At 73.9% G+C, this 25,581-nt stretch carries 22 protein-coding genes and 1 pseudogene; 14 read left to right on the forward strand and 9 right to left on the reverse strand.

Going from position 1 to position 25,581, the window contains the following annotated elements:
* Positions 1-137: 137 nt before the first annotated feature.
* Both AVL61_RS02530 and AVL61_RS02535 read left to right on the forward strand, forming a co-directional pair.
* Complete coding sequence (locus AVL61_RS02530; protein WP_058872787.1) at positions 138-2,033, forward strand: FAD-dependent monooxygenase; 1,896 nt, start codon at positions 138-140, stop codon at positions 2,031-2,033.
* Between the two features lie 26 nt (positions 2,034-2,059).
* Positions 2,060-3,118 carry an MFS transporter gene (locus tag AVL61_RS02535; protein ID WP_331457097.1) on the forward strand — a complete coding sequence of 353 codons (1,059 nt, stop codon included), beginning with the start codon at positions 2,060-2,062 and terminating at the stop codon, positions 3,116-3,118.
* Positions 3,119-3,136: 18 nt separating this feature from the next.
* Here the strand turns inward: AVL61_RS02535 and mdlC are convergent, their stop codons facing one another.
* Positions 3,137-4,729: a benzoylformate decarboxylase gene (gene mdlC / locus AVL61_RS02540; RefSeq protein WP_058872788.1), complete on the reverse strand. Its 1,593-nt coding sequence runs from the start codon at positions 4,727-4,729 to the stop codon at positions 3,137-3,139.
* 466 nt (positions 4,730-5,195) lie between these two features.
* Between mdlC and AVL61_RS02545 the strand changes: the two genes are divergently transcribed.
* Complete coding sequence (locus AVL61_RS02545) at positions 5,196-5,438, forward strand: hypothetical protein (protein WP_058872789.1); 243 nt, start codon at positions 5,196-5,198, stop codon at positions 5,436-5,438.
* 63 nt (positions 5,439-5,501) lie between these two features.
* On the opposite strand, the pseudogene AVL61_RS02550 reads toward AVL61_RS02545, so the two are convergent.
* Together AVL61_RS02550 and AVL61_RS17730 are read right to left on the reverse strand one after the other, a co-directional pair.
* Positions 5,502-5,788, reverse strand: a pseudogene (locus AVL61_RS02550) (DUF4193 domain-containing protein).
* Positions 5,789-5,934: 146 nt separating this feature from the next.
* Positions 5,935-6,276: a hypothetical protein gene (locus tag AVL61_RS17730; protein ID WP_231738256.1), complete on the reverse strand. Its 342-nt coding sequence runs from the start codon at positions 6,274-6,276 to the stop codon at positions 5,935-5,937.
* A gap of 656 nt (positions 6,277-6,932) precedes the next feature.
* Here AVL61_RS17730 and AVL61_RS02560 point away from each other — a divergent pair.
* Positions 6,933-7,715, forward strand: a complete 783-nt coding sequence (locus tag AVL61_RS02560; protein ID WP_231738257.1) for a gamma-glutamyl-gamma-aminobutyrate hydrolase family protein — start codon at positions 6,933-6,935, stop codon at positions 7,713-7,715.
* Between the two features lie 301 nt (positions 7,716-8,016).
* Complete coding sequence (locus AVL61_RS02565; RefSeq protein ID WP_058872791.1) at positions 8,017-9,138, forward strand: DUF808 domain-containing protein; 1,122 nt, start codon at positions 8,017-8,019, stop codon at positions 9,136-9,138.
* A gap of 123 nt (positions 9,139-9,261) precedes the next feature.
* On the opposite strand, the gene AVL61_RS02570 is transcribed toward AVL61_RS02565, so the two are convergent.
* Positions 9,262-11,250, reverse strand: coding sequence for a vWA domain-containing protein (locus tag AVL61_RS02570; RefSeq protein ID WP_058872792.1), 1,989 nt, complete (start codon positions 11,248-11,250; stop codon positions 9,262-9,264).
* Between the two features lie 92 nt (positions 11,251-11,342).
* Positions 11,343-12,746 (reverse strand): magnesium chelatase ATPase subunit I, encoded by a 1,404-nt coding sequence (locus tag AVL61_RS02575; protein WP_058872793.1) that lies wholly within the window; start codon positions 12,744-12,746, stop codon positions 11,343-11,345.
* A gap of 226 nt (positions 12,747-12,972) precedes the next feature.
* Between AVL61_RS02575 and AVL61_RS02580 the strand changes: the two genes are divergently transcribed.
* Both AVL61_RS02580 and AVL61_RS02585 read left to right on the forward strand, forming a co-directional pair.
* Positions 12,973-13,617, forward strand: coding sequence for an MSMEG_4193 family putative phosphomutase (locus AVL61_RS02580; protein ID WP_058872794.1), 645 nt, complete (start codon positions 12,973-12,975; stop codon positions 13,615-13,617).
* Positions 13,618-13,627: 10 nt separating this feature from the next.
* Entirely contained in the window at positions 13,628-14,323 is a 696-nt protein-coding gene (locus AVL61_RS02585; protein ID WP_058872795.1) for an SCO1664 family protein, read from the forward strand.
* Positions 14,324-14,362: 39 nt separating this feature from the next.
* Here AVL61_RS02585 and AVL61_RS02590 read toward each other — a convergent pair whose 3' ends face one another.
* Positions 14,363-15,124, reverse strand: coding sequence for an IclR family transcriptional regulator (locus AVL61_RS02590; protein WP_058872796.1), 762 nt, complete (start codon positions 15,122-15,124; stop codon positions 14,363-14,365).
* 89 nt (positions 15,125-15,213) lie between these two features.
* On the opposite strand from AVL61_RS02590, the gene AVL61_RS02595 reads away from it, so the two are divergent.
* The 4 genes from AVL61_RS02595 (at position 15,214) to AVL61_RS02610 (ending at position 19,263) form a co-directional block, all read left to right on the forward strand.
* On the forward strand, positions 15,214-16,341 hold the full coding sequence (locus AVL61_RS02595) for a Gfo/Idh/MocA family protein (protein WP_082696911.1): 1,128 nt from the start codon (positions 15,214-15,216) through the stop codon (positions 16,339-16,341).
* Complete coding sequence (locus tag AVL61_RS02600; protein WP_082696912.1) at positions 16,319-16,873, forward strand: TRAP transporter small permease; 555 nt, start codon at positions 16,319-16,321, stop codon at positions 16,871-16,873. The genes AVL61_RS02595 and AVL61_RS02600 overlap by 23 nt, the downstream gene beginning before the upstream one ends.
* A gap of 2 nt (positions 16,874-16,875) precedes the next feature.
* Complete coding sequence (locus tag AVL61_RS02605; RefSeq protein ID WP_058872798.1) at positions 16,876-18,150, forward strand: TRAP transporter large permease; 1,275 nt, start codon at positions 16,876-16,878, stop codon at positions 18,148-18,150.
* 84 nt (positions 18,151-18,234) lie between these two features.
* The gene (locus AVL61_RS02610; protein ID WP_058872799.1) at positions 18,235-19,263 is read left to right on the forward strand and encodes a DctP family TRAP transporter solute-binding subunit; all 1,029 of its coding nucleotides are present in this window, start codon (positions 18,235-18,237) and stop codon (positions 19,261-19,263) included.
* An 88-nt stretch (positions 19,264-19,351) separates the two neighbouring features.
* Here the strand turns inward: AVL61_RS02610 and AVL61_RS02615 are convergent, their stop codons facing one another.
* Positions 19,352-20,314, reverse strand: a complete 963-nt coding sequence (locus AVL61_RS02615; protein ID WP_058872800.1) for a helix-turn-helix transcriptional regulator — start codon at positions 20,312-20,314, stop codon at positions 19,352-19,354.
* 6 nt (positions 20,315-20,320) lie between these two features.
* On the reverse strand, positions 20,321-21,280 hold the full coding sequence (locus AVL61_RS02620) for an AraC family transcriptional regulator (RefSeq protein WP_058872801.1): 960 nt from the start codon (positions 21,278-21,280) through the stop codon (positions 20,321-20,323).
* Positions 21,281-21,491: 211 nt separating this feature from the next.
* Here AVL61_RS02620 and AVL61_RS02625 point away from each other — a divergent pair, with 211 nt between their 5' ends.
* Both AVL61_RS02625 and AVL61_RS02630 read left to right on the forward strand, forming a co-directional pair.
* Complete coding sequence (locus tag AVL61_RS02625) at positions 21,492-22,256, forward strand: Mut7-C RNAse domain-containing protein (protein WP_058872802.1); 765 nt, start codon at positions 21,492-21,494, stop codon at positions 22,254-22,256.
* Between the two features lie 255 nt (positions 22,257-22,511).
* The gene (locus AVL61_RS02630; RefSeq protein ID WP_058872803.1) at positions 22,512-24,200 is read left to right on the forward strand and encodes an ABC-F family ATP-binding cassette domain-containing protein; all 1,689 of its coding nucleotides are present in this window, start codon (positions 22,512-22,514) and stop codon (positions 24,198-24,200) included.
* A gap of 16 nt (positions 24,201-24,216) precedes the next feature.
* On the opposite strand, the gene AVL61_RS02635 is transcribed toward AVL61_RS02630, so the two are convergent.
* Entirely contained in the window at positions 24,217-25,095 is an 879-nt protein-coding gene (locus tag AVL61_RS02635) for a serine hydrolase (RefSeq protein ID WP_197412621.1), read from the reverse strand.
* A 194-nt stretch (positions 25,096-25,289) separates the two neighbouring features.
* Here AVL61_RS02635 and AVL61_RS02640 point away from each other — a divergent pair, with 194 nt between their 5' ends.
* Positions 25,290-25,574 carry a hypothetical protein gene (locus tag AVL61_RS02640; RefSeq protein ID WP_197412622.1) on the forward strand — a complete coding sequence of 95 codons (285 nt, stop codon included), beginning with the start codon at positions 25,290-25,292 and terminating at the stop codon, positions 25,572-25,574.
* Positions 25,575-25,581 lie beyond the last annotated feature (7 nt).

Below are 25,581 nucleotides of genomic sequence, written 5' to 3' on the forward strand. Positions count from 1 at the left end.
CGTGAGCGGCGTCGCAGGGTCTTGTGAGGACGATCACCCACCGTATATGATCTGTCCCAAGAGTTCGATAAAAGAACGGTGTGTTCCATTATAGAACACGCAGGCCGTTCCTCCCTCTCATTCCGCCAGGAGGCCCCATGCTGTTCCACCACCACGGGTACGTGTCCACGGACCCCCGTGTCCAGCCCGCCGCCGGTGTGGGCGTCGACCGTTCCCCCGAGCTGCCCGAGACCATGGACGTGCTCGTGGTCGGCGCGGGCCCGGCCGGCATGACCGCCACCGCCCAGCTGGCCAGCTTCCCGGACGTCATGACCTGCCTCGTCGACCGCCGCCCCTACCGGCTGGAGATCGGCCAGGCCGACGGCATCCAGGCCCGCAGCGTCGAGACGTTCCAGGCCTTCGGCTTCGCCGAGGAGATCACCGCCGAGGCGTTCCACCTGAGCGAGATGAACTTCTGGAAGCCGGACCCGGCCGACCCGGGGCACATCGTCCGGACCGCACGGGCCGTGGACGACCCCACGGGGGTCAGCGAGTTCCCGCACCTGATCGTCAACCAGGCGCGCGTGCTGGACTACTTCGCCCGCTTCGCGAAGAACGCCCCGTCCCGGACCGCACCGTACTTCGGCTGGGAGTTCGTGAAGCTCGAGGTCGGTGAGGGGGAGTACCCGGTCACCGTGACCCTGAAGCGCACCGGCGACCAGCCGGAGGGCGGCACGAGCCCGGGCGAGGAGCGCGTCGTGCGCACCAAGTACGTCCTGGGGGGCGACGGCGCGCGTTCGAAGGTCCGCCGGGACATCGGTGCCCAGCACGTGGGTGCGGTGTCCTACCACGCGTGGGGCGTCATGGACGTCCTGGCCGAGACCGATTTCCCGGACATCCGCACCAAGTGCGCCATCCAGTCCAAGCACGGATCGATCCTGCACATCCCGCGCGAGGGCGGCTTCCTGTTCCGCATGTACGTGGACCTGGGCGAGGTCAGCGCGGACGACGCCGGCGCCGTCCGCAGGACCCCGATCGAGTCGATCGTGGCCCAGGCCAACCAGATCGTCTCGCCCTACACCGTGGACGTGAAGGACGTGGCGTGGTGGAGCGTCTACGAGGTCGGCCACCGGGTGACGGACCGCTTCGACGACGTCCCCGTCGAGGAGGCGGGACAGCGCAGCCCGCGGGTGTTCATCGCCGGCGACGCCTGCCACACCCACTCGGCCAAGGCGGGCCAGGGCATGAACGTCTCCATCCAGGACGCGTTCAACCTGGGCTGGAAGCTGGGCCACGTGCTGACCGGGCTGAGCCCCGCGTCGCTGCTGTCCACCTACTCGGCCGAGCGCCAGCCCGTGGCCCAGAACCTCATCGACTTCGACCGCGAGTGGTCCGCCATGATGGCCGCCAAGCCGGAGGAGCTGGGGAGCGCGTCCGCGCTGGAGGACTTCTACCAGAAGACCGCCGAGTTCCCGGCGGGCTTCATGACGGAGTACCCGGCCGGGCTGCTCGTGGGCGAGGCGGTGCACCAGGACCTCGCCACGGGCTTCCCCCTGGGCAAGCGGTTCAAGGCGCATCCGGTCAAGCGCGTCTCGGACACCAACCCGAAGTTCCTGGGCCACCAGCACACCGCCGACGGGCGGTGGCGGATCTACGCCTTCGCCGACGCCGCAGTGTCCTCCGCGCAGGACTCGGCGCTGCGGGCCTGGGCCGAGTGGATGGACTCCGCGGAGTCCCCGGTGCGCCGGTTCACCCCGGAGGGCCAGGACCTCGACGCCCTGTTCGACCTCAACGTGGTCTACCAGCAGCCGCACGAGGAGGTGGAACTGATGAAGGTGCCGTCCGTGTTCCGCCCGAAGGTCGGCAGGTTCCAGATCTCGAACCTGAACAAGGTGTGGGGCACGGACCCGGCCGATGACATCTACGCGGCCCGGGGGCTGAGCCGGGACGGCGTGGTCGTGGTGGTCCGCCCGGACCAGTACGTCGCCCACGTGCTGCCGCTGACCGCGACCGCCGAGCTGTCGGACTTCCTGACGCCGATCTTCACCATCTGATCGGTCTGCTGCCCACCTACCAGTCCGTGGGGGTGCTCGCCCCGGTGCTGCTGGTCCTGCTGCGCATCGTCCAGGGCATCTCGGTCGGCGGCGAATGGGGCGGGGCGGCCCTGATGGCCGTGGAGCACGCGCCGGCCGAGCGCCGTGGGCTGGCCGGCTCCATGCCCCAGCTGGGCGTGCCCCTGGGCCTGCTGCTGGCCACCGCCGTCACCGCCCTGATGACCGGGGTGATCTCCCCCGGGGAGCAGTTCCTCGAGTGGGGATGGCGCATTCCGTCCGCCGCCTCGATCGTCCTCATCGCGGTCGGCTACTTCGTCCGCATCGCCGTGGACGAGTCCCCCGTCTTCCAGGAGATCGCCGCCAAGAAGGAGCAGGCGAGCGTCCCGATCGTGGAGCTGTTCCGCAAGTACTGGCACCTCGTGGCCATCGCGGCCCTGATCTTCGTGGGCAACAACTCCGTGGGCTACATGTCCACCGGAGGCTTCATCCCCGCCTACGCCACCTCGGACGCGGTCGGGCTCTCCCGGACCGACGTGCTGGTCGCCATGACCTTCGCCGCCACCGTGTGGCTGGTCTCCACGCTGGGGGCCGGGATCGTCTCCGACCGCATCGGGCGCAAGCTCACCTACCAGATCGGCTACGTCTGGCTGATCCTCACGATCTGGCCGCTGTTCCTGCTCATCGACTCGGGCTCCCTGCTCAACCTGTACATCGGACTGGGCCTCGTCTGCATCGGTACGGGCCTGACCTACGGCCCCCAGGCCTCCCTGTACTCCGAGCTGTTCCCGGCATCGATCCGGTTCTCCGGCGTGTCGATCTCCTACGCGATCGGCGCCATCCTCGGCGGTGCCTTCGCGCCGATGATCGCCCAGGCCCTGCTCGACGCCACCGGCGGCACGCCCGCCATCGCCGTCTACCTGATCGGGATGTGCGTGGTGGCCCTGGTCGCCGTCAGCCTGGTCCGGGACCGCTCCAGGATCGACCTGTCCATCAACAACCAGGCCGAGCAGGAGATCGGGAGCACGGTGTTCGACAAGCGCCCGGTGCCGGACCGGCCCCGCCGGATGAGTGCTTCCAGGAGCTGAAGGAGCCGGTCCCGGGCCTCACACCACCCGGGCGTCGATGAGGGCGGGGCCGTCCGCCCGCAGAGCCTGCTGGTAGGCCTCCTCGAACTCCGCCCGGGTGGTGGTGCGGGTGGCGGGCACCCCGTACCCCTGGGCGAGGGACACGAAGTCGATCTCGCCCAGGACCAGGCCCGGCACGTCGGGCACGCCCATTCGCTCGGCGAATCCGGCCAGCGCGCCGTATCCGGAGTTGTTGACGATCACGAACACGGTGCGGGTGCCCCGCTGCGCCGCCGTGTACAGCGCGGTGATGCCGTAGTTGGCGGACCCGTCGCCGACCGTGGCCACGACGGTCGCCTCCGGCGCGGCCAGGGAGATTCCGACGGCGGCCGGCAGGCCGAAGCCGAGACCGCCGGAGGCCGGGAAGTGATAGCCGCCCGGCCGGTCGATGGCGACCCGCTCGAGATACTCCAGGTCCAGGGTGGTGGTCTCGTTGACGTAGACCACGCGGTCGTCGACGTGCTGGTTCAGGACCTCCAGGATCTCTGTGCCCGTCATCCCCTCGGGAGAGGTCCTCGCCGCGGGCAGCCGGCGCTCCGGGCGCCGAGCACCGCGGTCCCGCACGCCCTCGGCGAGCACGGTGACGGCATCGGCGACATCGGCGACGACCGCCCGGCCGAAGGGGGCGCGGGTGGCCTCGGACGGGTCCTGCGTCACCTGCCAGACCTGCGTGCCGGGCTCGAGGTAGTCCCCCGGCTCCCACCGGTGGTACCGGAACACCGGTGCGCCGAGCACGAGCACCGTGTCGTGCCCGGCCAGCCGGCGGCGCACCGAGTCGATGCCCGGGACCAGGACGCCGCCGAAATTGGGGTGGGTGGTGGGGAACGGTGCCCGGGACGGGGACGGCGCCACGTACACCGTCGCGTCGGCGTGCTCGGCCAGCCGGAGCACGGCGGCGAAGACCGCGGGATCCGAGACCGCGGCCGCGTCGACCTGGGGACCCAGCACCAGCGCCGGGCTCCGGGCGTCGTCGACGGCGGCGACCAGCTCACGGGCGATCCGATCGGGCAGCCCGCCCGCGGTGGTCACCGAGCGTTCGAGCAGCAGGGCGTCATCGGGGAGGGCCGGTTCGCTCCAGTCGTCCAGGGGGACCGACACGTAGACAGGGCCTCGTGGATGGGTGGTGGCCTCGAGCACGGCCTGGGACAGCGTGCGCGGCACATCGGTGGCGGACAGGGGCTCGTGCGCGTACTTGGTCAGCGGGTAGGTCAGCATTCCCGCCTCCATGTTGGCGAGCATGGCTTCCTGCCCGACCGTGCGCCGCACCTGCTGGCCCGCCAGCAGCACCAGCGGCACGTGCGCATACCGGGCGTTGGTCAGCGCGCCCATGGCGTTGCCGGTTCCGGACGCGGCGTGCAGGTTGACCAGGACCGGCTTGCCGGAGGCGCGGGAGTAGCCCTCGGCCATGCCCACCACCACCTGCTCGTGCAGTCCCAGCACGAAGTCGAAGTCCTCGCCCAGCCCGGCCAGGAAGGGCAGCTCGTTGGACCCCGGGTTGCCGAAGATCAGGGTCATGCCGTGCGCACGGAACAGGTCCGCGGAGGCCTCCAGGACTGTCCTGCCATCTGCCATGGTTCGACTCCCGTCAAGTGAGTGGTGCAACGCGGGCGCTCCGCCGGTTCGACGGCCTGGATGCTGGTCCGGAGCTCCTCCGGTCCGATCCGGCGGAAGGCCCGGGCCGAGAACCTGCGGACCCCTGCCTCCCGGAGGGGTGGATCCGACCGGTCGTCGCCACAGCGTGCTGTTGGGCCCAGCGTATCCGCTCCCCGCGGACCGCGGCCGGGGTCCGCCGGCCGCGGCTCTTGTCACCGCAGGTCGGACCGCGATAGGAACGACACCAGGGACGCCTCACGGTGGGCGTCCCGAAGGGAAGGACCCACGGTCGTCCCGGCCTCGACCGGCGATCCGGCGAGGTCGCGGCGGCCGCCATGACCCGCCGCGGCGCCCCAGCACCCGGAGACTCCCGAATGTCCCGGTCCTCCGGTGGAGAAGCTGCACCAGGAGATGTGGACCTGCCCGCCGAGACGAAAGGCACGCGATGAACGCCACCCCAGACGCCCCCCGCCCCTCCGACCCGGAGGAGGAGAACACGCAGGACCGGTCGAACCCGGCCTCGGACGCCTCGGACGGGCTGGCCGATCCGGAGTCCGCAGAGCACTTCCGCCAGGCCGTGGAGGACCGCCTGAGCGAGCCGGCGGCCGAGGCCTCCGGTGCCGAGGAGCCGGCACCCGGGGAGGACCCGGACGAGGACAACCCGGTCTCCGTGGACAATCCGGAGTAGGGATCCCGTGGAGCTGCCGTCCCCGGGTGCTCCGAGCCGCCGGGCCTGCCGGAGGGGCGGGGCTCAGCCCTCGCAGTCGGTGCAGTAGCTGGTCCCGTTCTTCTGACGGGCGAGCTGGGAGCGGTGGCGGACCAGGAAGCAGGAGCCGCAGGTGAACTCGTCGGCCTGTTCCGGGACGACGGCCACGGTGAGCTCTTCGTGGGAGAGGTCCGCNNGGCGGTGTCGAAGTCCTCGGCGTCGATGACCGCGGTCTGGGTGGTGGCGCTGCGCTGGACCTGGATCGCCTCCAGGGACTCGTTGGCCGGCTCGTCCTCGGGTCGGGTGCGCGGAGCGTCGTAGTCGGTGGCCATGATGTGGTGCGTCCTCCTGGAGCGGGGTGGTGCTGTGCAGGGGCGGTTCTGCACGGAAGGACCAGAGTGTACCCCACCGGACGAGAGTCCGGTGCACGCCCGTGGTCGCGGCACCTGCACCTCCAGGGCGGACGGCGCCGTCCCGGTCAGCGGCGGGCGTCCGAGGTCTCGTCCTCGAGGTCGTCGAGCACCCACTCCGACAGCTGCCCGGCCGGAACGACGGTCGTGACGTCGGTGCGCCGCAGTGCCTCCTGGAGCGACCGCGGCCCGTCCGTGGCGTCGGCGTCGAAGGCGGCCAGCGCCGCCGTGTACCCGGCGGCCAGGTGGTGCGCCCAGGCCCGGTGGCGGGCGTAGCAGGGGTGGTCGGGATCGGCGCTGCGCACCTCCAGCCACCGTGCCGTCTCCGCGGGATCGAGGGGGAGGGGCACCAGCACCTGGTGCAGGGGCCAGGTGACCTCGGCCCAGCGTCCCGCGGGGGTCTCGTTCATGGGGTAGTAGGTGGCGATCCATCGGACGGGGGAGTGGGGGTGCAGCTCGACGGCCAGAGCCCCGGAGGCGGAGTGGATGATGCCTTCTTCCTGTGCGCAGAGGGAGCGGGGCGGCCTGGGGCTGGACCGCATCGCCGGACCGGGGGTCCGGCGCTGATCACTCAGACTAGGCATGTGGCCGAGGTCCGTGGAAGTGCATTGAACAGTGTGACGACGAGCTGTCCTCCCCGGTGCTGACACAGGGCGCCCAGGGGCGTGGCCGCCGCTCGTGACCGGTGTCCGCGGCCGTGACGCCGATTTTCGTCGACCGCGAATATTCGGGAATCTTCTTCTCCCCGAGGGAGGACGCGGCCTTGCCGGCTCGGGCAGAGTGATCCGCATCACCTGCAGCAGGTGTCTTCGCCGGAGAGGTCACGGCGTGGACGGCCACCCGGCCGTCCACCGTCGTCTCCCGCGGAACCGGCCGGCTCCACCGGGACGGCCGGTTCCGTCCGCACCCACCAGTGCTCTCCGGCGGTCCGGCGGCACCGACCCTCCGTCCGCGCTCCCGCTGCGCCACCCGCCGTTCAACCGGCAACGAAGACCCCACCGATCGAAGAGGAGATGATCGCATGAACCGCCGGACTGTTCGACTCAATGAGCACGAGGTGACTCCCGTGGGACTGTGGAGTCTGCGGGCCGGAGCGCCCACCGTGGCCGTCGTGGTCTCGCTGAACTTCCCCGGTCTCGCTCCGCACACCCGGGACCTGATGCGCCGCACGACCCGCACCGCCCTGCAGACGCTGGTCAACGCCGGCGCCCGCCCGGTCCTGGTCGACTCCAGCGCCCGGCAGCTGCCCGATCCCGCCGTCACGGCGGCCGCGGACGGGGTCCTGGTGCTCGGGGGCGGGGACGTCGACCCCTCCCTGTACGGCGCGGAGGGGCACGAGCCCCACGAGTACGGGGTGGACCGGCGCGCTGACCTCTACACCCTGCAGCTCGTCCGGGAGAGCCTGGGCCGCGACGCCCCCCTGCTGGCCGTCGGCCGGGGCTCCCAGCTGCTCAACCTGGCCTGCGGGGGAACCCTCATCACCCACCTCGACACCTGGCACCGGCACCGGGGCGGGCCCGGGCAGGCGATGTGCGTGGAGGAGGAGGTCACCCTGGAGCCGGAGAGCCTGCTGGCGGACGTCCTCGGCGCCCGGCGGCTCACCGTCCGGGCCGCCCACCACCAGGCGGTGGGCGTCGTGGCCCCCGAGCTGCGCGTCACCGCGGTGGCCGAGGACGGCATGGTCGAGGCGACCGAGCACCGCGACCTCGGCTGGGTCGTCGGTGTGCAGTGGCACCCGGAGGACCCGCGCGGTCCGGGGGCGGACCGGCGGAGACTGTTCGCCGCCTTCGTGGAGCAGGCCCGCTCCGCCCGGCACCGGGCCCCGGAGGTGTCGCTGGCGGCCGCGTGAACCGTCCCGCCGCCCGTCCGTGCCGAGGAGCTCCGGGCCTCGGCACGGACGGGCGCAGCCTGCCGGAGCTCCGGCAGGTCATCTTCTCGACGCGCCGGCTCCGTGGACGAGGGGCTTCCAGGGCAGAGCCGGCCCGGACCAGCGCACCGGCCGCGGTCCGGTCCCGGCGGCAGCGGCAGGTCACCGGTGCCCGCCGGGTCCGCGCGGGAGCATCCGGGCGTCCGACGCTCTACTCTGTCAACATGCTGATCACCACCGCGGCACCGCCCGCCCCTGCCGAGACCACGCCGGAGGTCCTCCGATGAGCGGCGGTCTGATCGCCCTGCTGGACGACGTCGCCGCCCTGGCCCGCGTCACCGCGGCCTCCGTGGACGACATCGGCGCGGCCGCGGGCCGGGCGAGCATGAAGGCCGCCGGCGTCGTCGTCGACGACACCGCCGTGACCCCGCAGTACGTCCAGGGCATCTCCCCGGCCCGCGAGCTGCCCATCATCTGGCGCATCACCAAGGGCTCGCTGCGCAACAAGCTGATCTTCATCCTCCCGGTCATCCTGCTGCTGAGCCAGTTCGCGCCGTGGCTGCTGACCCCGATCCTCATGCTCGGCGGCAGCTACCTCTGCTTCGAGGGCGCCGAGAAGATCTGGGCCAAGCTCTCGGGCCACGGAGCCAAGACCAAGACCCCGGTGGTCGAGAAGGGCAAGGAGGCGGAGGACACGATGGTCGGCGGCGCGGTGCGCACCGACCTGATCCTCTCGGCCGAGATCATGGTCATCTCCCTCAACGAGGTGGCCGATGAGCCGCTGCTCTCGCGCGCGGCCATCCTGGTGGTCGTCGCACTCGGCATCACGGTCCTGGTCTACGGCGTGGTGGCCCTGATCATCCGGATGGACGACTTCGGCCTGCACCTGGCCGAGCGGTCCTCCCCGACCACGCAGAAGATCGGCCACGGCCTGGTCAAGGGCATGCCCGGGCTGCTCGCGGTCATCTCGGTCGTGGGCACGGCCGCCATGCTCTGGGTGGGCGGGCACATCATCCTCGTGGGCCTCGACGAACTGGGCTGGCACGCCCCCTACGAGGCCGTCCACCACGTCGAGGTCCTCGTGCACGACGCCGTCCCCGGCGGCCTCGGCGCGACGCTCGCCTGGCTCACGAACACCTTCTTCTCCGCGGTCCTGGGCCTCGCCTGGGGCGCCGTCCTGGTGCTGGTGTGGGAGCTGCTGCCCTTCGGCAAGGGCGAGCACGAGGCCGAGCACGCCGCCCACGGCGCGCACGAGGCGCAGGCCGAGCACCACGGGAAGCACTCCGCGGCGTCCGCCCCGGCAGACTCCTCCCCGGCGGCGTCCGCCGCGGAGGACGGCGGCGCCACGACCGACCGGCCGGATGCCGCCCCGCCGGCCGACGGGGGCTCCTCCGCGGCCCGCTGACCGCCGGACCCCGGCTGCCCCTGCCGTGAACGCAGTCCCCTGACCCGGGGTCCGCCGCTCGCCGCGGGCGGCCGGGGACCGCACGCGGCGAGGAGGCCCCGCGCTCCCGGGCGGCGCCGCCCGTCAGAGATCGTCGGGGTCCCCGGAGCGGGCGCCGAGGTACTCGTCCAGGACGGCGGAGCCCAGGTCCGCCGGGTCCGGGGCCACCACGCGCCCGTCGATCCGCTCGGCCATCCGCCGCAGGAACCGCTCCAGCCCGGGGTCGTCGCCGAGCCGGAAGAACGTCGCCTGGGCCCCCATGCGCCCCAGCCGGTCGAGCTCCTCCACCGTGGCGCGCAGGGTCTCCGGCTCCGTGGGCCAGGAGAACCAGCTCTCGCCGTCGGGCAGCAGGTGCGCCGTGGGCTCCCCGTCGGTGACCACGAGCAGGACGGGCTGCATCGACGGGTGCTTGCGGAAGAACCGCGTGGCGAGCAGCAGCGCGTGGTGCAGGTTGGTGCCCTGCTCCCGCACCGGCGGCAGGCCTGTGAGCTCGTCGACCGGCAGCGCGCGGGCGTAGCGGCCGAAGGCGAGGATCTGCAGCTGGTCCCCCCGGAACCGGGTGGAGACGAGGTGGTGGAGCGCCAGCGCCGTGCGCTTCATGGGCACCCAGCGTCCCTCGGCGGCCATGGAGAACGAGGTGTCCACGAGCAGGACGACGGCGGCCTGCGTGCGCGCCTCGGTCTCCGCCACCTCGATGTCCCGGACGTCGAGGCGCAGCCCCCGGCGGGCGTCGCCGCCCTCGGCCGCCGTGCGCCGGATCGCGTTGGTGATCGTGCGGGTGGTGTCCCAGGGCTCGGCGTCCCCGAACTGCCACTCCCGGGTGGCGCCGGAGGGCTCGCCGGCCGCCCCCGCGAGGCGGGTGTCGCGCTGACCGGTCCGGGAGGACAGGTTCTGCGCGGCGTCCCGCAGCAGCGCCTTCCCGATCCGCCGCACCGCCCGGGGCGAGAGCCGCAGGTCGCCGTCCGCGCCGCGCTGCAGGTAACCGCTGTCCCGCATCGCCTGCTCCAGCTCGGCCAGGGTCCGCGCCGACACCGCGGCGTCCGCGCCCAGCTGGCGCGCGAGCGCGTCGAGGTCCATGTCGTCCAGGTTGGCGCCCCGGTGGTGCTGCGCCAGCTGCTCGGCCAGCGCGTCGAGCTCGGCGATGTCCTGGAGCACGCCCGTGCCGTCGCCGAGCCCCAGGCCGTCCTGGCCGCCGAAGTCCTCGGAGCCGCCCCAGTCCTCACCGGGGCGCAGCCCCTGCAGGTTCGCGTCGAGCCGGCCGAGCTGGTCCATGAGCTCCGGGGAGCCGAACGCCTGGGCGGAGAGCTGCATCAGCTCCTGGCGCTGCTCCGGGGACATGGAGTTCAGCATCCGCTGGGCCGCCGCGGCGCGCCGGGCCATCGCGTCGATCAGCTCCTCGACCGACTGCGGGTTCTCGGGGAAGTGCTCCCCGTGCTTCGCCATGAAGTCCTGGAAGTCCTCGTCGGTGTCCTCGCCCCGGGCGTGCTTCTCGAGCAGCTCGTTGAGGTCCCGCAGCATCTCCGCCACGGCCTCCCGGTCGGCGTCCGTGGCGTTCTCGAGGGCCTGCTTCATCCCGGCGAAGCGCTGGTCCAGCAGCTCGCGGCCCAGGAGGTCCTTGATCTGCTCGTACGCCTCCCGCGCGGACTCGGACTGCCAGTCGTAGGACGCGAGCTCGCTGACGGCGGCGGCCGTGGAGCTCGGCAGGCCGTCGAGCTGCATCTCCCGGAAGGAGCGGTCCATCGGGTCCATCCGGGCGTCCCGCAGGAACTGCTCGCGCTCCAGGCGCAGCGCCTTCTCGAGCAGCTTCTTCGCCTCCTCGAGGGTGCCGCCCATTCGGTGGCGCTTCAGCAGCTCGCGCCGGCGCTGCTGCACGCGCCGGGACAGGTCGTCGAGACCGTCCCGGCCGCGGCCGCCCCGCCGGAGGAACTCGCGCAGCGCCTCCTCCGGCGAGTAGCCCGCCATGACGTCCTCGGAGACGGCCTCGAGCGCCTCGGACAGGTCCACCGGCGGGGCCAGCGGATCGGGTCCTCCGGCGTACCGGCCGTAGCGGGAGGACCGGTGGTGTGCGGGCATGACGCCCCCTCTGTGTCTTGTGCCGTGTCTCTTCCGGATCCCCGTGCCGTGGACGCGCGGTCGGTGCCGCGGTCCTCCCCGGGCGGGGCGCCTCAGCCGTAGACGGTGCCGCCCTCGTCGGCGTCCTTGGAGATCTTCTGCGCCAGGTAGAGGCCCTCCAGCGCGAGCTCGATCGCGCTGGCGCGCTGTCCCGGCGTGCTCGCGCCCAGGCGCGCGGCGATCTCGTCGTAGGCGGTCCCGGCCCCGTCGTCGTCCGGTGCCAGCTCGGGGAGCCCGGCGAGGAAGTCCCGGGCCGAGACGTCGTCGCCGGTGGACACCGTGGTGCGGCCGTCGAAGGCCTCCACGACCGGTCCGAGGTCGAGACCGCGGAAGCGGCCCCGGACGGTCTCGGCGGTCGCCCGGCGCAGCAGGTGGTCGAGGATCGCGCGCTCGCGGCCCTCCTCGCCGGACTCGAACTCGATCTTGCCGGCCAGGACGTCGGTGGCCGTCTCCATGTCCACCATCCGCGCCACGGCCTCCTCCTCGCCGCGGATCGTGGCGCGCCGCAGCGCCGCCGCCGCGACCGTCTCGGCGCCCGCGATGGCGAACCGTGCCGACACCCCCGAGCGCTGGTCCACCGCGGAGGAGTCCCGCAGCAGGCGGGTGAACCGGGCCAGGGTCTCGAGGATCGTGTCCGGGACCTCGGCGATCAGCTCGGCCTCCTGGCGGATCACGGCGATCTCGTCCTCGAGCTCGAGCGGGTAGTGGGTGCGGATCTCGGCGCCGAACCGGTCCTTGAGCGGCGTGATGATCCGGCCGCGGTTCGTGTAGTCCTCGGGGTTGGCCGTGGCCACCACGAGCACGTCCAGCGGCAGCCGCAGGACGTAGCCGCGGATCTGGATGTCCCGCTCCTCCATCACGTTGAGCATGGCCACCTGGATGCGCTCGGCGAGGTCGGGCAGCTCGTTGATCGCCACGATGCCGCGGTGCGAGCGCGGCACCAGCCCGTAGTGGATGGTCTCCGGGTCCCCGAGCCGCCGCCCCTCGGCGACGCGCATCGGGTCGACGTCCCCGATGAGGTCCGCCACGGACGTGTCCGGAGTGGCGAGCTTCTCCACGTAGCGCTCCGAGCGGTGCCGCCAGACCACGGGCAGCTCGTCCCCCTCGAGCAGGATCCGGCGCCGCGACGCCTCGGTCAGGGGCTCCAGGGGGTGCTCGTTGAGCTCCGAGCCCTCGATCGCGGGGGACCACTCGTCGAGCAGGCCGGCGAGGGTGCGCAGCAGGCGGGTCTTGCCCTGGCCGCGCTCGCCCAGCAGCACCACGTCGTGGCCGGCGAGCAGGGCCCGCTCCAGCTGGGGCAGCACCGTGCGCCCGAGCCCGTGCAGGCCCGGCCAGGGGTCACCGCCCTCGGCCAGCGTGCGCAGGAGGTTCTCGCGGATCTCCTCGCGCAGGGTCCTGTGGGCGACGCCGGCGGCGCGGAGCTCGCCGAGCGTGCGGATGTCCGGGTGATCGGTCACAGCGCCAACTTAACCCCGGCGTCAAGGGGCGCCCGTGCGCGGGGGTCCGGCGTCGTCGGCAGCGGTGCGTCCCGCCGCCCGCGGCGGCGCTCCCCGGCGGCGCTCCCCGGCGCCCGACGGCAGGGCCCGACGGCAGGGCCCGACGGCGGAGCCCGGCCGCGGCCCACGGCGGTGCCGGGCCGCGGCCCCTGTGGCCGCGGGGGTCCCGCCAGTACGCTGGTGCATCATGGGCACTCGCAAGGCACCACGGAGCACCCTCGTCCTGCTCGTGCGGCACGGGGAGACCCCCACCACGGGCAAGGTCCTGCCGGGGCGGGCCCCCGGCCTGCACCTGTCCGAGCGCGGCCGGGCGCAGGCGGACCGGGTGGCGGAACGGCTCGCGGGGGTCCGCGTCGACGCCGTCTACACCTCCCCGCTCGAGCGCACCCGCGAGACCGCGGCGCCGACCGAGGCCCGGACCGGCCGGGAGGCGGTCGTGGAGCCGGGCCTGCTCGAGTGCGACTTCGGGGAGTGGACGGGCGAGGAGCTCTCCCGCCTCTCCCGGCTCAAGGCCTGGTCGACCGTCCAGCGGGCGCCCTCGACCTTCCGGTTCCCCGGCGGGGAGAGCTTCCCTGAGATGCAGGCGCGGACGGTCGGCGCCGTGGACCGGGTGCGGGCGGCCCACGAGGGCGGGGTGGTGGTCTGCTTCTCGCACGCCGACCCCATCAAGGCGGCGCTCGCCCACGCCCTGGGCACGCACCTGGACCTCTTCCAGCGCATCGTGGTCAGCCCGTGCTCGGTCTCGGCGGTCTCGTACGCGCAGGGACAGGCGCCGGCCGTGCTCACGGTGAACTCCACCGACGAGCCGCTGGCCGGCCTGAGGGTGTCGTGAGCGGACGCTGATGGGCGAGCTCGTGCTCCTGACGGAGGGCCGGATCGAGCTCCTCGGCATGATCCGGGAGAGCAGCAACTCCGCGCTGCTCGTCGAGGTCACGCTCGAGGAGCAGACGGCCTGGGGGATCTACAAGCCCCTCGAGGGCGAGCGGCCGCTGATCGACTTCCGTCCCGGCCTGCACCGGCGGGAGCGCGCCGCGTACGTGCTGAGCGAGTTCCTGGGCTGGGGCCTCGTCCCGCCCACCGTGCTGCGGCAGGACGGCCCGTTCGGCGCGGGGTCCCTGCAGCGGTTCGTGGAGCACGACCCCCGGCAGCACTACTTCACTCTCTACGACGCCGCCCCGGACACCCACGACGCCCTGCGCCGGATCGCGCTGTTCGACCTCGTGGCCAACAACGCCGACCGCAAGGGCGGCCACGTGCTGCGGGGCGCCGACGGGCGGATCTGGGGGATCGACCACGGGCTGTGCTTCGCGGCCGCGTTCAAGCTGCGGACCGTCGTCTGGGACTTCTCCGGCGAACCCGTCCCCGAGGAGCTGCTCCGCGACATCGCCCCGCTGGCCGACGACGTCCCCGCCGAGCTCGCCGAGCTCCTCGACGCCACGGAGGTGGACGCGCTGCGGCGGCGGGTGCGCCGGCTGCTCGACGAGGCGGTCCTGCCGGTGGACGCCACCGGCCGCCGGATCCCCTGGCCGCTGCTGTAGCCGCGCGCCGGTCCTGCGGATCCCGCCGCCCCGGTGCCGTCACGGCCGGAGCGGGAGCTCCAGGGCGAGTTCCGTGGCGGCCTGCTGCAGCTGCGGCAGGTACGTCCGCAGGCCCTCGAGGTCGGTGCGGAACAGCGGGGCCGCCAGGGCGACGGCGGCGATCAGCCGGTGCGACGGGGACAGGACCGGCACGGCCACGGCGGCCATGCCCACGTCGTTCTCCTCCTGCTGGCCCGCCCAGCCCTGGACGCGGATCCGCTCGACCTGGCGCCGGAGCTCCGTGCGGTCGGTGAGCGAGTGCGCGGTGCGCGGGACGAGCTCGATCGTCTCCAGCAGGCGCTCGCGGGTGCCCGGGTCGCTGAAGGCCAGCAGCGCCTTGCCGATGGCGCTGGTGTGCAGGGACCCGTGGTCCCCGGGGTCGGTGGTGGTGCGGAACTGGGGGCCGTCCACCTTGCGCACCGTGAGGAAGTGCGGACCGTCGAGCACGCCGAGGATCGAGCTCTCCCCCGTGACCGCGGTGAGGTGCTGGAGGATCGGTGCCGCGGCGCCCTCGAAGCCGCGGGTGCTGGCGACCTTCTGTCCCAGCTGGTAGACGCGCAGGCCCAGCCGGTAGCGCTTGTCCTGCGGATCGTAGGTCGCGAAGTCCGTGCTGACCAGGGTGTTCAGCAACCGGTAGACGGTGCTGAACGGGTACTGCGCCTGCTCGGCGATCTGCGCGGCGGTGGCACCGTGCGGGTGCTCCCCGAGCAGGGTCAGCAGGTCCAGGGCCTTGCCCACGGTTCCGGAGGCCTCGGTCGTCATGATGACACCTTCCTTGACACGGTCTGTGAGGTACATCATGCTCATAATTCAAATAACAGCAACAGTTGCCAACATTCGGAAGCCGGGACATGAAGCGGACACTGCGCATCGCCGTCGTGGGGGCGGGCCTCATCGGGCGCCAGCACGCCCGGCGCGTCCTGGGCCGCCGGCACCTGCAGCTGCGCTACGTCGTCGACCCCTACGCGGATCCCGCCGGCGTGCCCACGGGACCGGACACCGCCCTGGTGGCCGATCTCGGGCAGGTCCTGGGGGACGTGGACGGCGTGGTCCTGGCCACTCCGAACGCCGCCCACCGCGAGGGGGCGCTGGCCGCCGTCGCGGCCGGGGTGCCGGTGCTCGTGGAGAAGCCGATCGCCGACACCCTGGAGGCGGCCGAGGAGATCGTCACGGCCGCCGAGGCGTGCGGGGTGCCCGTGCTGGTCGGCCACCACCGGCGGTACTCCCCGCTGCTGGCCCGCGCCGCCGAGGTCATCGCGTCCGGGGCGATCGGGGACCCGGTGGCGGTCATGGGCTCGGCGCTCTTCCGCAAGCCCGACGACTACTTCGAGAGCGCGCCCTGGCGCACCGGGCCCGGGGGAGGGCCGATCCTCATCAACCTCGTCCACGACGTGGACGCCCTCCGCGCCCTGTGCGGGGAGATCGTCCGGGTGCAGGCCGTGGCCGGCAGCGCCGCCCGCGGCTTCGCGGTCGAGGACACCGCGGCGCTCACCCTGGGCTTCGCGAACGGCGCGCTGGGCACGTTCATCGTCTCCGACGCCGCCGCCTCCGCCCGGTCCTGGGAACAGACCTCCCGGGAGAACCCCGGCTACGAGACCGACGAGCACGAGGACTGCTACCACGTGGCCGGCACCCGCGGGTCGCTGTCCGTGCCGACCCTGCGGCTGCGGACCCACCCGGGGGCGGCCTCGTGGACGGAGCCCGCCACCGTCAGCACCGTGGCGGCGCCCCGCGAGGACCCGCTGGACCTGCAGCTGGAGCACTTCGAGCACGTCCTCCGCGGGGAGGCGGCGCCGCGCGTCCCCGCCCGCGAGGGCCTGCAGTCGCTGCGCGTGGTCCACGCCGTGGCGCAGAGCGCCCGGACCGGGCTGCCCGTCCGCGTGCCCACCGATCCTCCGGCGGCCCGCCCGGCCGCCGCCCGTCCCGAGCAGCCGCCCGTCCCGAGAACAGGAGTGGATGACCATGTCGTCGATCCGTGAGCCGGCAGCGCCGGCCGACCCGCCGCCCGACCGGGAGGCCGGCGTCCTCCGCTGGCTGGGCTACGTGGAGCAGGTGGTCGGCGGGCTCCTGATCCTGGTGATCTTCGTCTTCGTCCTGATGCAGGCCGTGCAGCGCTACCTGCCCACCGGCACGTGGGTGGGCGCGGGGGAGCTCTCCCGCTACGCCCTGGCCGGGCTGACGTTCCTGATGGCCGGCTACCTCTACGGCCACGGACTGCACATCACGGTGCTCGTGATCGACCGGTACACCTCCGGGCGGACCGCAAAGGCGCTGCACGTGCTGACCCACGTCCTCGTCCTGCTGGCCTCCCTGCTGCTGCTCAACGAGGTGTGGTTCCTGATCACGGACTCCGTCTCCCAGTCCACCCCGGCGCTGGGGATCCCCATGCTGTGGATCTACCTGCTGCCCCTGCTCGGGATCCTCACCCTGACCGTGCGCTCGGCCGTGGCGATCTTCGTGCCGCGGGCGATCGCCGCCGACCCCGATCCGCTCCTCGCGGAAGGAGCGTGAGCATGAGCATCTGGATCCTCGCCGTCCTCATCGTCGTCCTCATCGGCCTGCGCACGCCCGTGGGCCTGGCCTTCCTGGGCCCCAGCGTCCTGTACATGCTCCTGGAGGGGAACTCCGCGGGCCTCGGCTTCCGCCAGGCCTTCAACGGCGTCGCGTCCTTCCCGCTGCTGGCCGTGCCCCTGTTCATCCTGCTCGGCTCCATCGCCAACCGCGCCGGGATCGCCGACCGCATCTTCGACTTCGCCCTGGCGCTGCTGGGCCGGGTCCGCGGCAACCTCGGCTACGTCAACATCGCCACCAGCCTGGGCTTCTCCTGGATGAGCGGCTCCGCGCTGGCCGACGCCGCGGCCCTGGGCAAGATCCAGGTGCCGGCCATGATGAAGGCCGGCTACACCTTCCGGTTCGCCTCCGGCCTGACCGCCGCGTCGGCCCTGATCGCCCCGGTGATGCCCCCGTCCATCCCAGCCGTCATCTACGCCTCCGTGGCCGCGCTGTCCACCGGCGCCCTGTTCGCGGGCTCCGTGCTCCCGGCCTTCCTCATGGCGGCGGGGCTGGCGCTCACCGTGCTGCTCCTGACCCGCCGCAACACCGCGCTGGAGACCATCCCGTTCAACTGGTCGACGCTGGGCACCGCGACCCTGCGGGTGATCGGCCCGCTCGGCGCCCCCGTGATCATCCTCGGCGGCATCCTGCTGGGCCTGTTCACCCCCACGGAGGCCGCCGCGGTCGGGGTGGCCTACATGGTGGTCCTGGGCTTCGTCTACCGCACCCTGAATCTGCGCTCCCTCGTGGAAGCGGTCCGCGAGGCGGCGACCACGACGGCGGCGATCACCCTCATCCTGGCCTCGGCCTCCCTGCTGGGCTGGATCCTGGCCCGGGAGCGGGTGCCCCAGGAGGTCGCCGAGTTCGTCACCTCCTTCACCGACAGCCCGATCGTGTTCCTGCTCCTGATCAACGTGCTGCTGATCCTGCTGGGGATGGTCATCGACGCCACCGCGGTCATCATGATCACCGTCCCGGTGCTGATGCCCATCGCCACCCAGTTCGGCATCGACCCGATCCACCTCGGGGTGATCATCATCGTCAACCTCATGATCGGGCTCCTGACCCCGCCCGTGGGCAGCGTCCTCTACGTGATGAGCTCCGTGACCCGCCGGGGGGTGGACGAGGTCTTCCGGGGCATCGCCGTCTTCCTGGTCCCCCTGGTCGTCGTCCAGCTGATCATCACCTTCTTCCCGCCGGTCGTCACCGGCCTGCCGGCCCTGCTCGGCCTGTAGCCCGCCCCGCGCCACCGTCCACGTCCCGACCCAGAGCACCGATCCACAGCACCGAACCACGTCACCGACCCACAGGAGAACACCATGCGATCCACCACCCGTCAGCGTCTGGCCGCCGCCGTCAGCCTGCCCCTGGCCCTCGGCCTGCTCACCGCCTGCGCCGGCGGGGGCTCCGGGAGCGGGGGAGGCGAGGGCGGAGGCCAGTCCCTGAGCTTCGCCAACAGCTACCCCGAGGACCACCCGCACAACCGCTGCGGGGCCGTGCTCGTGCAGGAGGCCGTCGCCGACGACGACCTCGAGCTGGAGATCTTCCCCTCGAGCCAGCTCGGCGGGGACACCGACCGGTTCACCTCCGTGATGTCCGGGGACATCGCCCTGGACCTGCAGGGCTCCTCCGGGCTGGCCGCGACCTACGAGCCCATCGGTGTGATGGACATGGCCTACGCCTTCGACGACGTCGACCACCTCTTCTCCTGGTTCGACGAGTCCGAGGCCGCGCAGCAGATGAAGGAGGACTTCGAGACCGAGACCGGGGCGAAGATCCTGGACGTCTGGTACTACGGCGACCGGACCTTCTCCGCGAACTCGCCCATCCGCACGCCCGCGGACCTCGACAACCTGCGCATCCGCTTCCCCGACTCCCCCGTGCACCTGCAGAACGCCGAGGCCCTCGGGGCGGAGCCGGTCGCGGTGGCCTTCGAGGAGATCTACCTGGCCCTGCAGCAGGGCACCGTGGACGGCCAGGAGAACCCGGTGCAGCTCACGGCGCAGAACAGCTTCGACGAGGTCCAGGACTACGTCAGCCTGAACCGCCACTCGGTGGGCTCGCAGCTCGTGGTGATGAACGCGGACGCATGGAGCGGGCTCTCGGAGGAGCAGCAGACGGCGCTGACCGAGGCCGTGCGGGACGCCCGCGCCGACAACCTCGAGTGCGCCCAGACCGAGGAGCAGGAGGTCCTCGACGAGTGGGAGGCCGCCGGCACCCCGGAGGTCATCGAGGACGTCGACGTCGAGGCCTTCCGGACCAGGGCCCAGGACTACTTCCTGAACAACCTCGACGGCGAGCAGCTCGAGCTCTACCAGGACATCCGCGACTCCGCCGGACAGAACTGACCGTCCCGCGGACCGTGCACGAGGGGCGCCGACCGCACCGCGGCGGCGCCCCTCGCCCTGCCCGCGCGCCGGTGCCGTCCGGGAGGGTCTAGCGGCGCAGTGTGACGGCCGGGTTCTCGCCGTAGACCTGCCGGTGGCGGCGCGCGAAGTCACCGGGGTGGGCCATGCCCCACCGCCGGGCGATGCCGCGCACGGTGTCGCCCCGGGCGGGGTCCGCCCGGAGCAGGTCGTCGTGGGCGGCGACCAGCCGCAGCTCGCGGAGGTAGGCCCCCGGGGTGGTCCCCGCGTGGGAGCGGAAGGCCCGGGTGAGCTCCACGGTGCTGAGCCCCGCGTGCCGGGCGACGTCCTCGACCGTGATCGGCGACGGCGCAGCGGCGTGCAGGTACTCCACGGCGCGCCGGTAGGCCGCGTGCTGCCCGGCGGGCGAGGTCCGCCGGGGCCCGGGCTCCGCGACGAGGGGAAACGCCTCCAGGGTGGCCACCGCGATCCGCCGCCGCAGATCGGCGCGCAGCAGCGGGAGCTCGGCGATCTCGGGGTCGGCCAGGGCCTGCTGCGCGAACGCGAAGGTGCTCCTCCAGTACCTCTCCTGCGCGGGGGACCGCGGGCGCGGGTCGTGGAAGGCCGGCTCGAGCGCCTCGTCCCCGTAGACCGACCGGGCCGTCTCCTGCAGCGTGGCCCGTCCGACGGTGGCGGAGTCGACCAGCAGCTGGTCCACCTCGCCGTAGTACTCCTGACCGGGCTGGACCAGGAACACCCCCAGCCCGGTGCCCGACCGACCGTCGATCGTCCAGTCGACGCCGCCGGCGCGCGGCACGACGACCGAGAAGACCTCGTCGAGCACCATCCGCCCGGCGATGCTGCCGCGGAAGGTGAGCTGCCCCAGACTGAGGTCGGCGTCCCCCCGCACCTCCTGGCGGTACAGGAACGGCGCCCCCTCGGCGACCGGGCCCATGCGCGCACTCGTGTAGACCTGCTGCAGCGCCTCGTTGGCCACCTCGGGGTCGGTGGTCGCCACGTGCAGGTGGATCGGCGTGCCGGGTTCCGCGCGCATCGGTGATCAGCTCCGCAGGGTGGTGGCCGGGGCCTGGCCGTACCGCTGCCGGTAGGCCGCGGCGAAGCGTCCGCGGTGGCTGAAGCCCCAGTGCGCGGCGGCGGCCTCCACGGTCGCGCCGGCGGCGGGGTCGGCGGCCAGCAGCTCGTGGTGGACGGCGTCGAGCCGGGCGCCGCGCAGATAGGCGGTGGGGGTGGTGTCCAGCTCCCGGCGGAAGGCCGCCTGGAGCCCGCGCACGCTCATCCTGGCGGCCGCCGCGATCTCGGCCGGGCCGATGTCGGCGCCCACGTGCTCCTCGATGAAGGCGACCGCCCGCCGCACCCCGGCCGGGGCCGGGCGGGACTGCCCGGCCGGTGCCTCTCCGCGGGTCAGGAAGGAGCCGGGGAAGGTGTGCAGCAGGGCGGTGGTGAGGGAGCGGGCGGCCTCGGCGCGCAGCAGCGGGCTGCTCATCGCCCGCTCGTCGGGCAGCAGGTCGCGGGCCAGGTGGGAGACCGTCGCCAGCCAGTACCGGGTCATGGCCGGCGAGACCGGGCGGACCCCCGCGAACGCCAGCCGAAAGGTCTCGTCCCCCAGCAGCTGCCGCGCGTGCTCCTCCACCGCCGCAGGGTCGAGGCACACGGTGATCGCCTCGAGCTCGTCCCACCAGCTGCTGAAGGTGCGCTGGGGGAAGAGGAAGGGCCCGGTGCGCGGGAAGCGGTCGCCGGCGCTGGTGGCGCTCAGCACGCCCGCCGTCACGTGGCACACCCGCAGCACGTCGGCGCCGTCCGTCCTGCCGGCGCACGAGGAGCCCCTGAGCAGGACGCGCTCGTAGGCCACCGGCCCGATGCCGGTCGCGGCCAGCCGCATGTCGAACGCGCCCTCCGGCGACCTGCGCACGCCCCGGATGGCGAAGACCTCGTCGAGCACCGCGATGCCCTCCGCCGGGTCGCGGGTGGTGAACACCGACCGGCGCACCTGGGAGTCCATGCTCCGCAGGCTACGCCCGTGCGCGGACGGAGTCGACAGCCGGCGCCCCGGCCCAGCACCCCGGCCGAGCAGCCCGGCTCGGCACCGCAGCACCGTGCCGGGTCGCGGCGACAGCGCGGGGCGTTCCCCGCGCTCGGTCGCCGCCGGGACCCGGCGCCGTCCCGGGAGCGCGACCGGTGACGGGGGCCGGGGCGTGCGGCATCCTGGGAGAGTGCCGCACCTGGTCCTGGAGGTCGACCCCGCCCTGTGGTTCCTGCTGTCGCCGCGACGCCGGAGCCCGCACTTCACCGTGGACGTGCCCGGCACGGACACGGTCGGCCACGTGGTGCGCATGGTCGGCATCCCGCCGACCGAGGTCGGCCCGCTGCGCCTCGACGGGCGGCCCGTGGGACTGGAGGCGCGTCCCACCGCCGCGGCACGGCCCGGCACGGACCCCGTGCTGGAGGTCCGTCCCCGCCGCCGGCCCCAGCCCACCCGGCACACGCCGCCCCGCTTCCTGCTGGACGTCCACCTGCGCCCCCTCGCCCGCCGGCTCCGCCTGCTGGGCCTCGACGCCGCGTGGGAGCCCGACGCCGAGGACGCCCACCTCGTGGAGCGGGCCGCCCGGGAGGAGCGGGTGCTGCTGACCGAGGACCGGGGCCTGCTCCACCGCGGCGCCCTGCCCGAGGGCGCCCTCGTGCGCGGCGGGGACGCCGACGCCCAGCTGGCCGACGTCCTGGAGCGCTTCGCCCCGCCCCTGGCGCCGTGGACCCGGTGCCTGCGCTGCGGCGCCCCGCTCGCCGCGGCGAGCGCGGAGGACGTCGCCGACCAGCTGCTGCCGCGCACCCGGCGGGCCTACCGGGAGTTCTCCCGCTGCACCGGCTGCGGCCGGGCGTACTGGCGCGGGGCCCACGCCGGGCGCCTGGACGCCGTCGTCGCCCGGGCCGAGCAGGTGCTGGCCGCGGCCCCGGACGGGCCGGGCGGCCCGCGGCCGTGACCCGGGCGGTGCCGGCGCACCGGGGACCGCCCGGGTGTGCCGGGGTTCCGCGGGCCGCCGGCCCGGATCCGCGCGGGGACGCCGGAGCCCTTGCCGGTGGGCGGGCGCGGGCGTAGCTTGGTGGCCATGTTCCTGTCCTGACGCCCCTGGCCCGCGCCCGCGGCCGGCACCGTCGATCCGAGCCCCGGTGGGCTCCGCGCGTCCGGTGCCGCACCGGCCCGGCGGGCCTCGTCCCCGCAGCGACAGGACCGCACCGTGACCTCCACCGCCCCTCCGGCGGCGACCGCCGCCCCGCACCGCGCCGACCACCTGCGCCTGGACGGCGTCGGCGTCAGCCACCCCGGCCGCCGGGTCCTCACCGACGTGTCGCTGACCGTCACCGCCGGTGAGCGCATCGGCCTGATCGGGGAGAACGGCGCCGGCAAGAGCACCCTGCTGCACGTGGCCGCCGGCCTCCTGGTGCCCGCCACCGGCACCGTGCACCGGCCCGGGCGCACCGGGCTGCTCCACCAGGAGCTCGATCTTCCCGCCGCGACCGCCCTGGGAGAGGTCGTCGAGCGGGCCGTGGGGGAGGTCCGCGCCCTCGAGCGCCGGCTGGCCGGGGCGGCCGCCGCGATCGCCCGGGCGCCCGGCGACCCCGCGACGGCCGACGCCTACGACTCCGCCCTCCGGGACGCCGAGCGCCACGGGCTGTGGACCCTCGACGCCCGCATCGGGACGGTCCTCGCCGGGCTCGGCCTGGCCCGCCTGCCGAGGGACCGCCCGGTCGGGGAGCTCTCCGGCGGACAGCGCCGCCGGCTCGCGCTCGCGGCCCTGCTGCTGGCCCGCCCCGGGGCGCTGCTGCTCGACGAGCCGACCAACCACCTCGACGACGACGCCGTCGACTTCCTGGCGGGCGAGCTGGCCGGCTGGCGGGGACCGGTGCTCCTGGCCAGCCACGACCGCTGGTTCCTGGACGAGGTGGCCACCGGGCTCGTCGACCTCGACCCCGCCCTGGGGCCCGACGAGTCCGCCGGCGGACCGCCCCGCCAGGGCGCGGCCACCACGGGCGGCTACAGCTCCTACCTCGAGCGGCGGGAGCTCGCCCGCCGCCGCTGGGCCGAGCGCTTCGCCGCCCAGGGGCAGGAGCGGGAGCGGCTGCGAGAGATCGCCGAGGTGTCCGGCCGGGAGATCTTCCACACCACGGCCCCCAAGTCCGAGGGGCGGATCACCCGGAAGTTCTACAGCGACCGCGCCGCCAAGACCGTCGGCGGTCGGGTGCGCTCGGCCCGGCACCGGCTGGCCGAGCTCGAGCGCACCGCGGTGGGCGCCCCGCCGGAGCCGCTGCGCTTCGCGGGGTTCGCCCGGGACGCGGACGCCCTGCCCGGCACCGGCTCCCCGGTGGTCCGGCTGACGGGGGCGTCGGTCACGGGGCGCCTGGCGCCGACCGACCTCGAGCTGCGCGCCGGGGACCGGGTGCTGGTCGAGGGCCCGAGCGGCAGCGGCAAGTCGACGCTGCTCGCCGTGCTGGCGGGGGAGCTGCGCCCCGACGGCGGGACGGTGGAGCGGCAGGGCTCCGTCGTCGTCGGCCGCCTGGCCCAGGACGACTCCTGGCCGGACCTCGCGTGCACGGCCGAGGCGGCCTTCCGCGCCCGGCTGCGCGACGCGGACCGCGCCCCGACGCCGGCGGAGCTGGGCCTGCTGCGCGCCGGCGACGCCGCCCGCCCCCTCGGGGAGCTCTCCCCCGGGCAGCGCCGGCGGGTCGCGCTCGCGGCGCTGGTCGCGGAGCCCGCCCCGCTGCTCCTCCTGGACGAGCCGACCAACCACCTGTCGCTGGCCCTGGCCGAGGAGCTCGAGCGGGCCCTGGAGGACTTCGCGGGCACAGTGGTGCTGGCCACGCACGACCGGTGGCTCCGGCGGCGCTGGCGGGGCCGGACCGTCCCGGTGCGGCCCGGGACGGAGTGAGGGGCCCGGTGCCCGGCTACGGCGCCGCCGCCGGCAGCGGGCCCGCGGCGGCGTCCTCGCGCACGGACGCCTCGATCTCCCGGCCGGCCTCCCCGAACCAGGGCGCCGACTCCTCGTAGTCGGACCACCCGTCGGTCAGCACGGCGACGACGTAGTCGCGGCCGCCGAGCTCGAGGATCCCGGCGTCGTGCGAGACGTCCTGCAGCAGGCCGGTCTTGTGCGCGAAGCCGACGTCCGGGGAGAAGCCCGAGGACAGGGCGTAGTCGAGGTGCTGCTCCTCGAGGAAGCCCAGGAGCAGCTCGGTGGAGGGGCCGGAGAGCAGCTCGCCCCGGCGCAGGCGGTCCAGGAGGTCGGCGACGTCGGCGGGGGTGGTGGTCATCGCCACGACGTCCTCGGACCCGGTGCCGGGGTCGAACGTCGTGGCCCCGAAGCCCTGCTCGTGCGCGAAGGCCTCGACCTCCTGCCACCCGAGCCGGCGGCCCAGTGCCGCGCCGGAGGCGTTGTCCGACCAGCTGATCATCACGTCGAGGGCCTGCTCGACCGTGAGGCCCAGCTCGGGCAGGGTGTCGGAGAGGGAGAGGGTGCCCCGGTCGACCTCGTCGAGGACCGCGTGGGCGAGGAAGAGCTTGTAGAGGCTCGCGCTCGTGAACGGGCGGTCGGCGTTGCGGGCCGCCACCTCCCCGCCCTCGGGGTCGAGCAGCACGACCCCGAGCTCCCCGGGCACCTCCTCGGCGAGCTCCGCCAGGCGCTGCGCCGGCCCCGCGGGAGCGTCCTCGGCCGTGGGGGCCGCCATCGGTACGTCCACGGTCCCGCCGCAGGCACCGAGGAGGAGGACGAGGGCGAGGCCCAGGGCCGCGGTGCGGCCGGTCCGGTTTCCTCGACAGTTCCTGGGCACGGCACGCCTCCTTCCCGGGCAGGGGGACGCGGGCTGACCGCCCCGGCGCACGGCGCCGGTCCCGCCTCCGACGGTACCGGCGCGGACCGGGGCTGTGGCTGAGCATGTTCCGTCAATCGGGGCGCCGTCCCTTGAACGGAAGTGGGAAGCGTGCTTACCTTTGAGCATCCATGCAGCACCACGGAGGAGGGGTCATGGCCGCAGCGGCAGGCGAGACATGGTGGCGGAGGATGCTGGCGATCGGGTTCCTGTCCTTCGCCGCCCTCGGGCTCGCGGGGTGTGACGAGTCCGGGTCCGGCGGCGGGGAGGGCACGGAGCAGGAGGCCCCCGCCGGCGGCAGCGGAGGCGGCGACGACGAGGGCGGCGAGGACGACGGCGCCGGTGACGACGGCTCCACGCCCGAGGGCGAGGGCCCCACGGAGGGCGAGCAACCCGCGGAACAGGGCCAGGAGCAGGGCGAGGAGCAGGACGACGGCTGATCCGGAG

This window comes from Kocuria rosea subsp. polaris (genome assembly GCF_001483755.1).
GTDB lineage: Bacteria > Actinomycetota > Actinomycetes > Actinomycetales > Micrococcaceae > Kocuria > Kocuria cellulosilytica.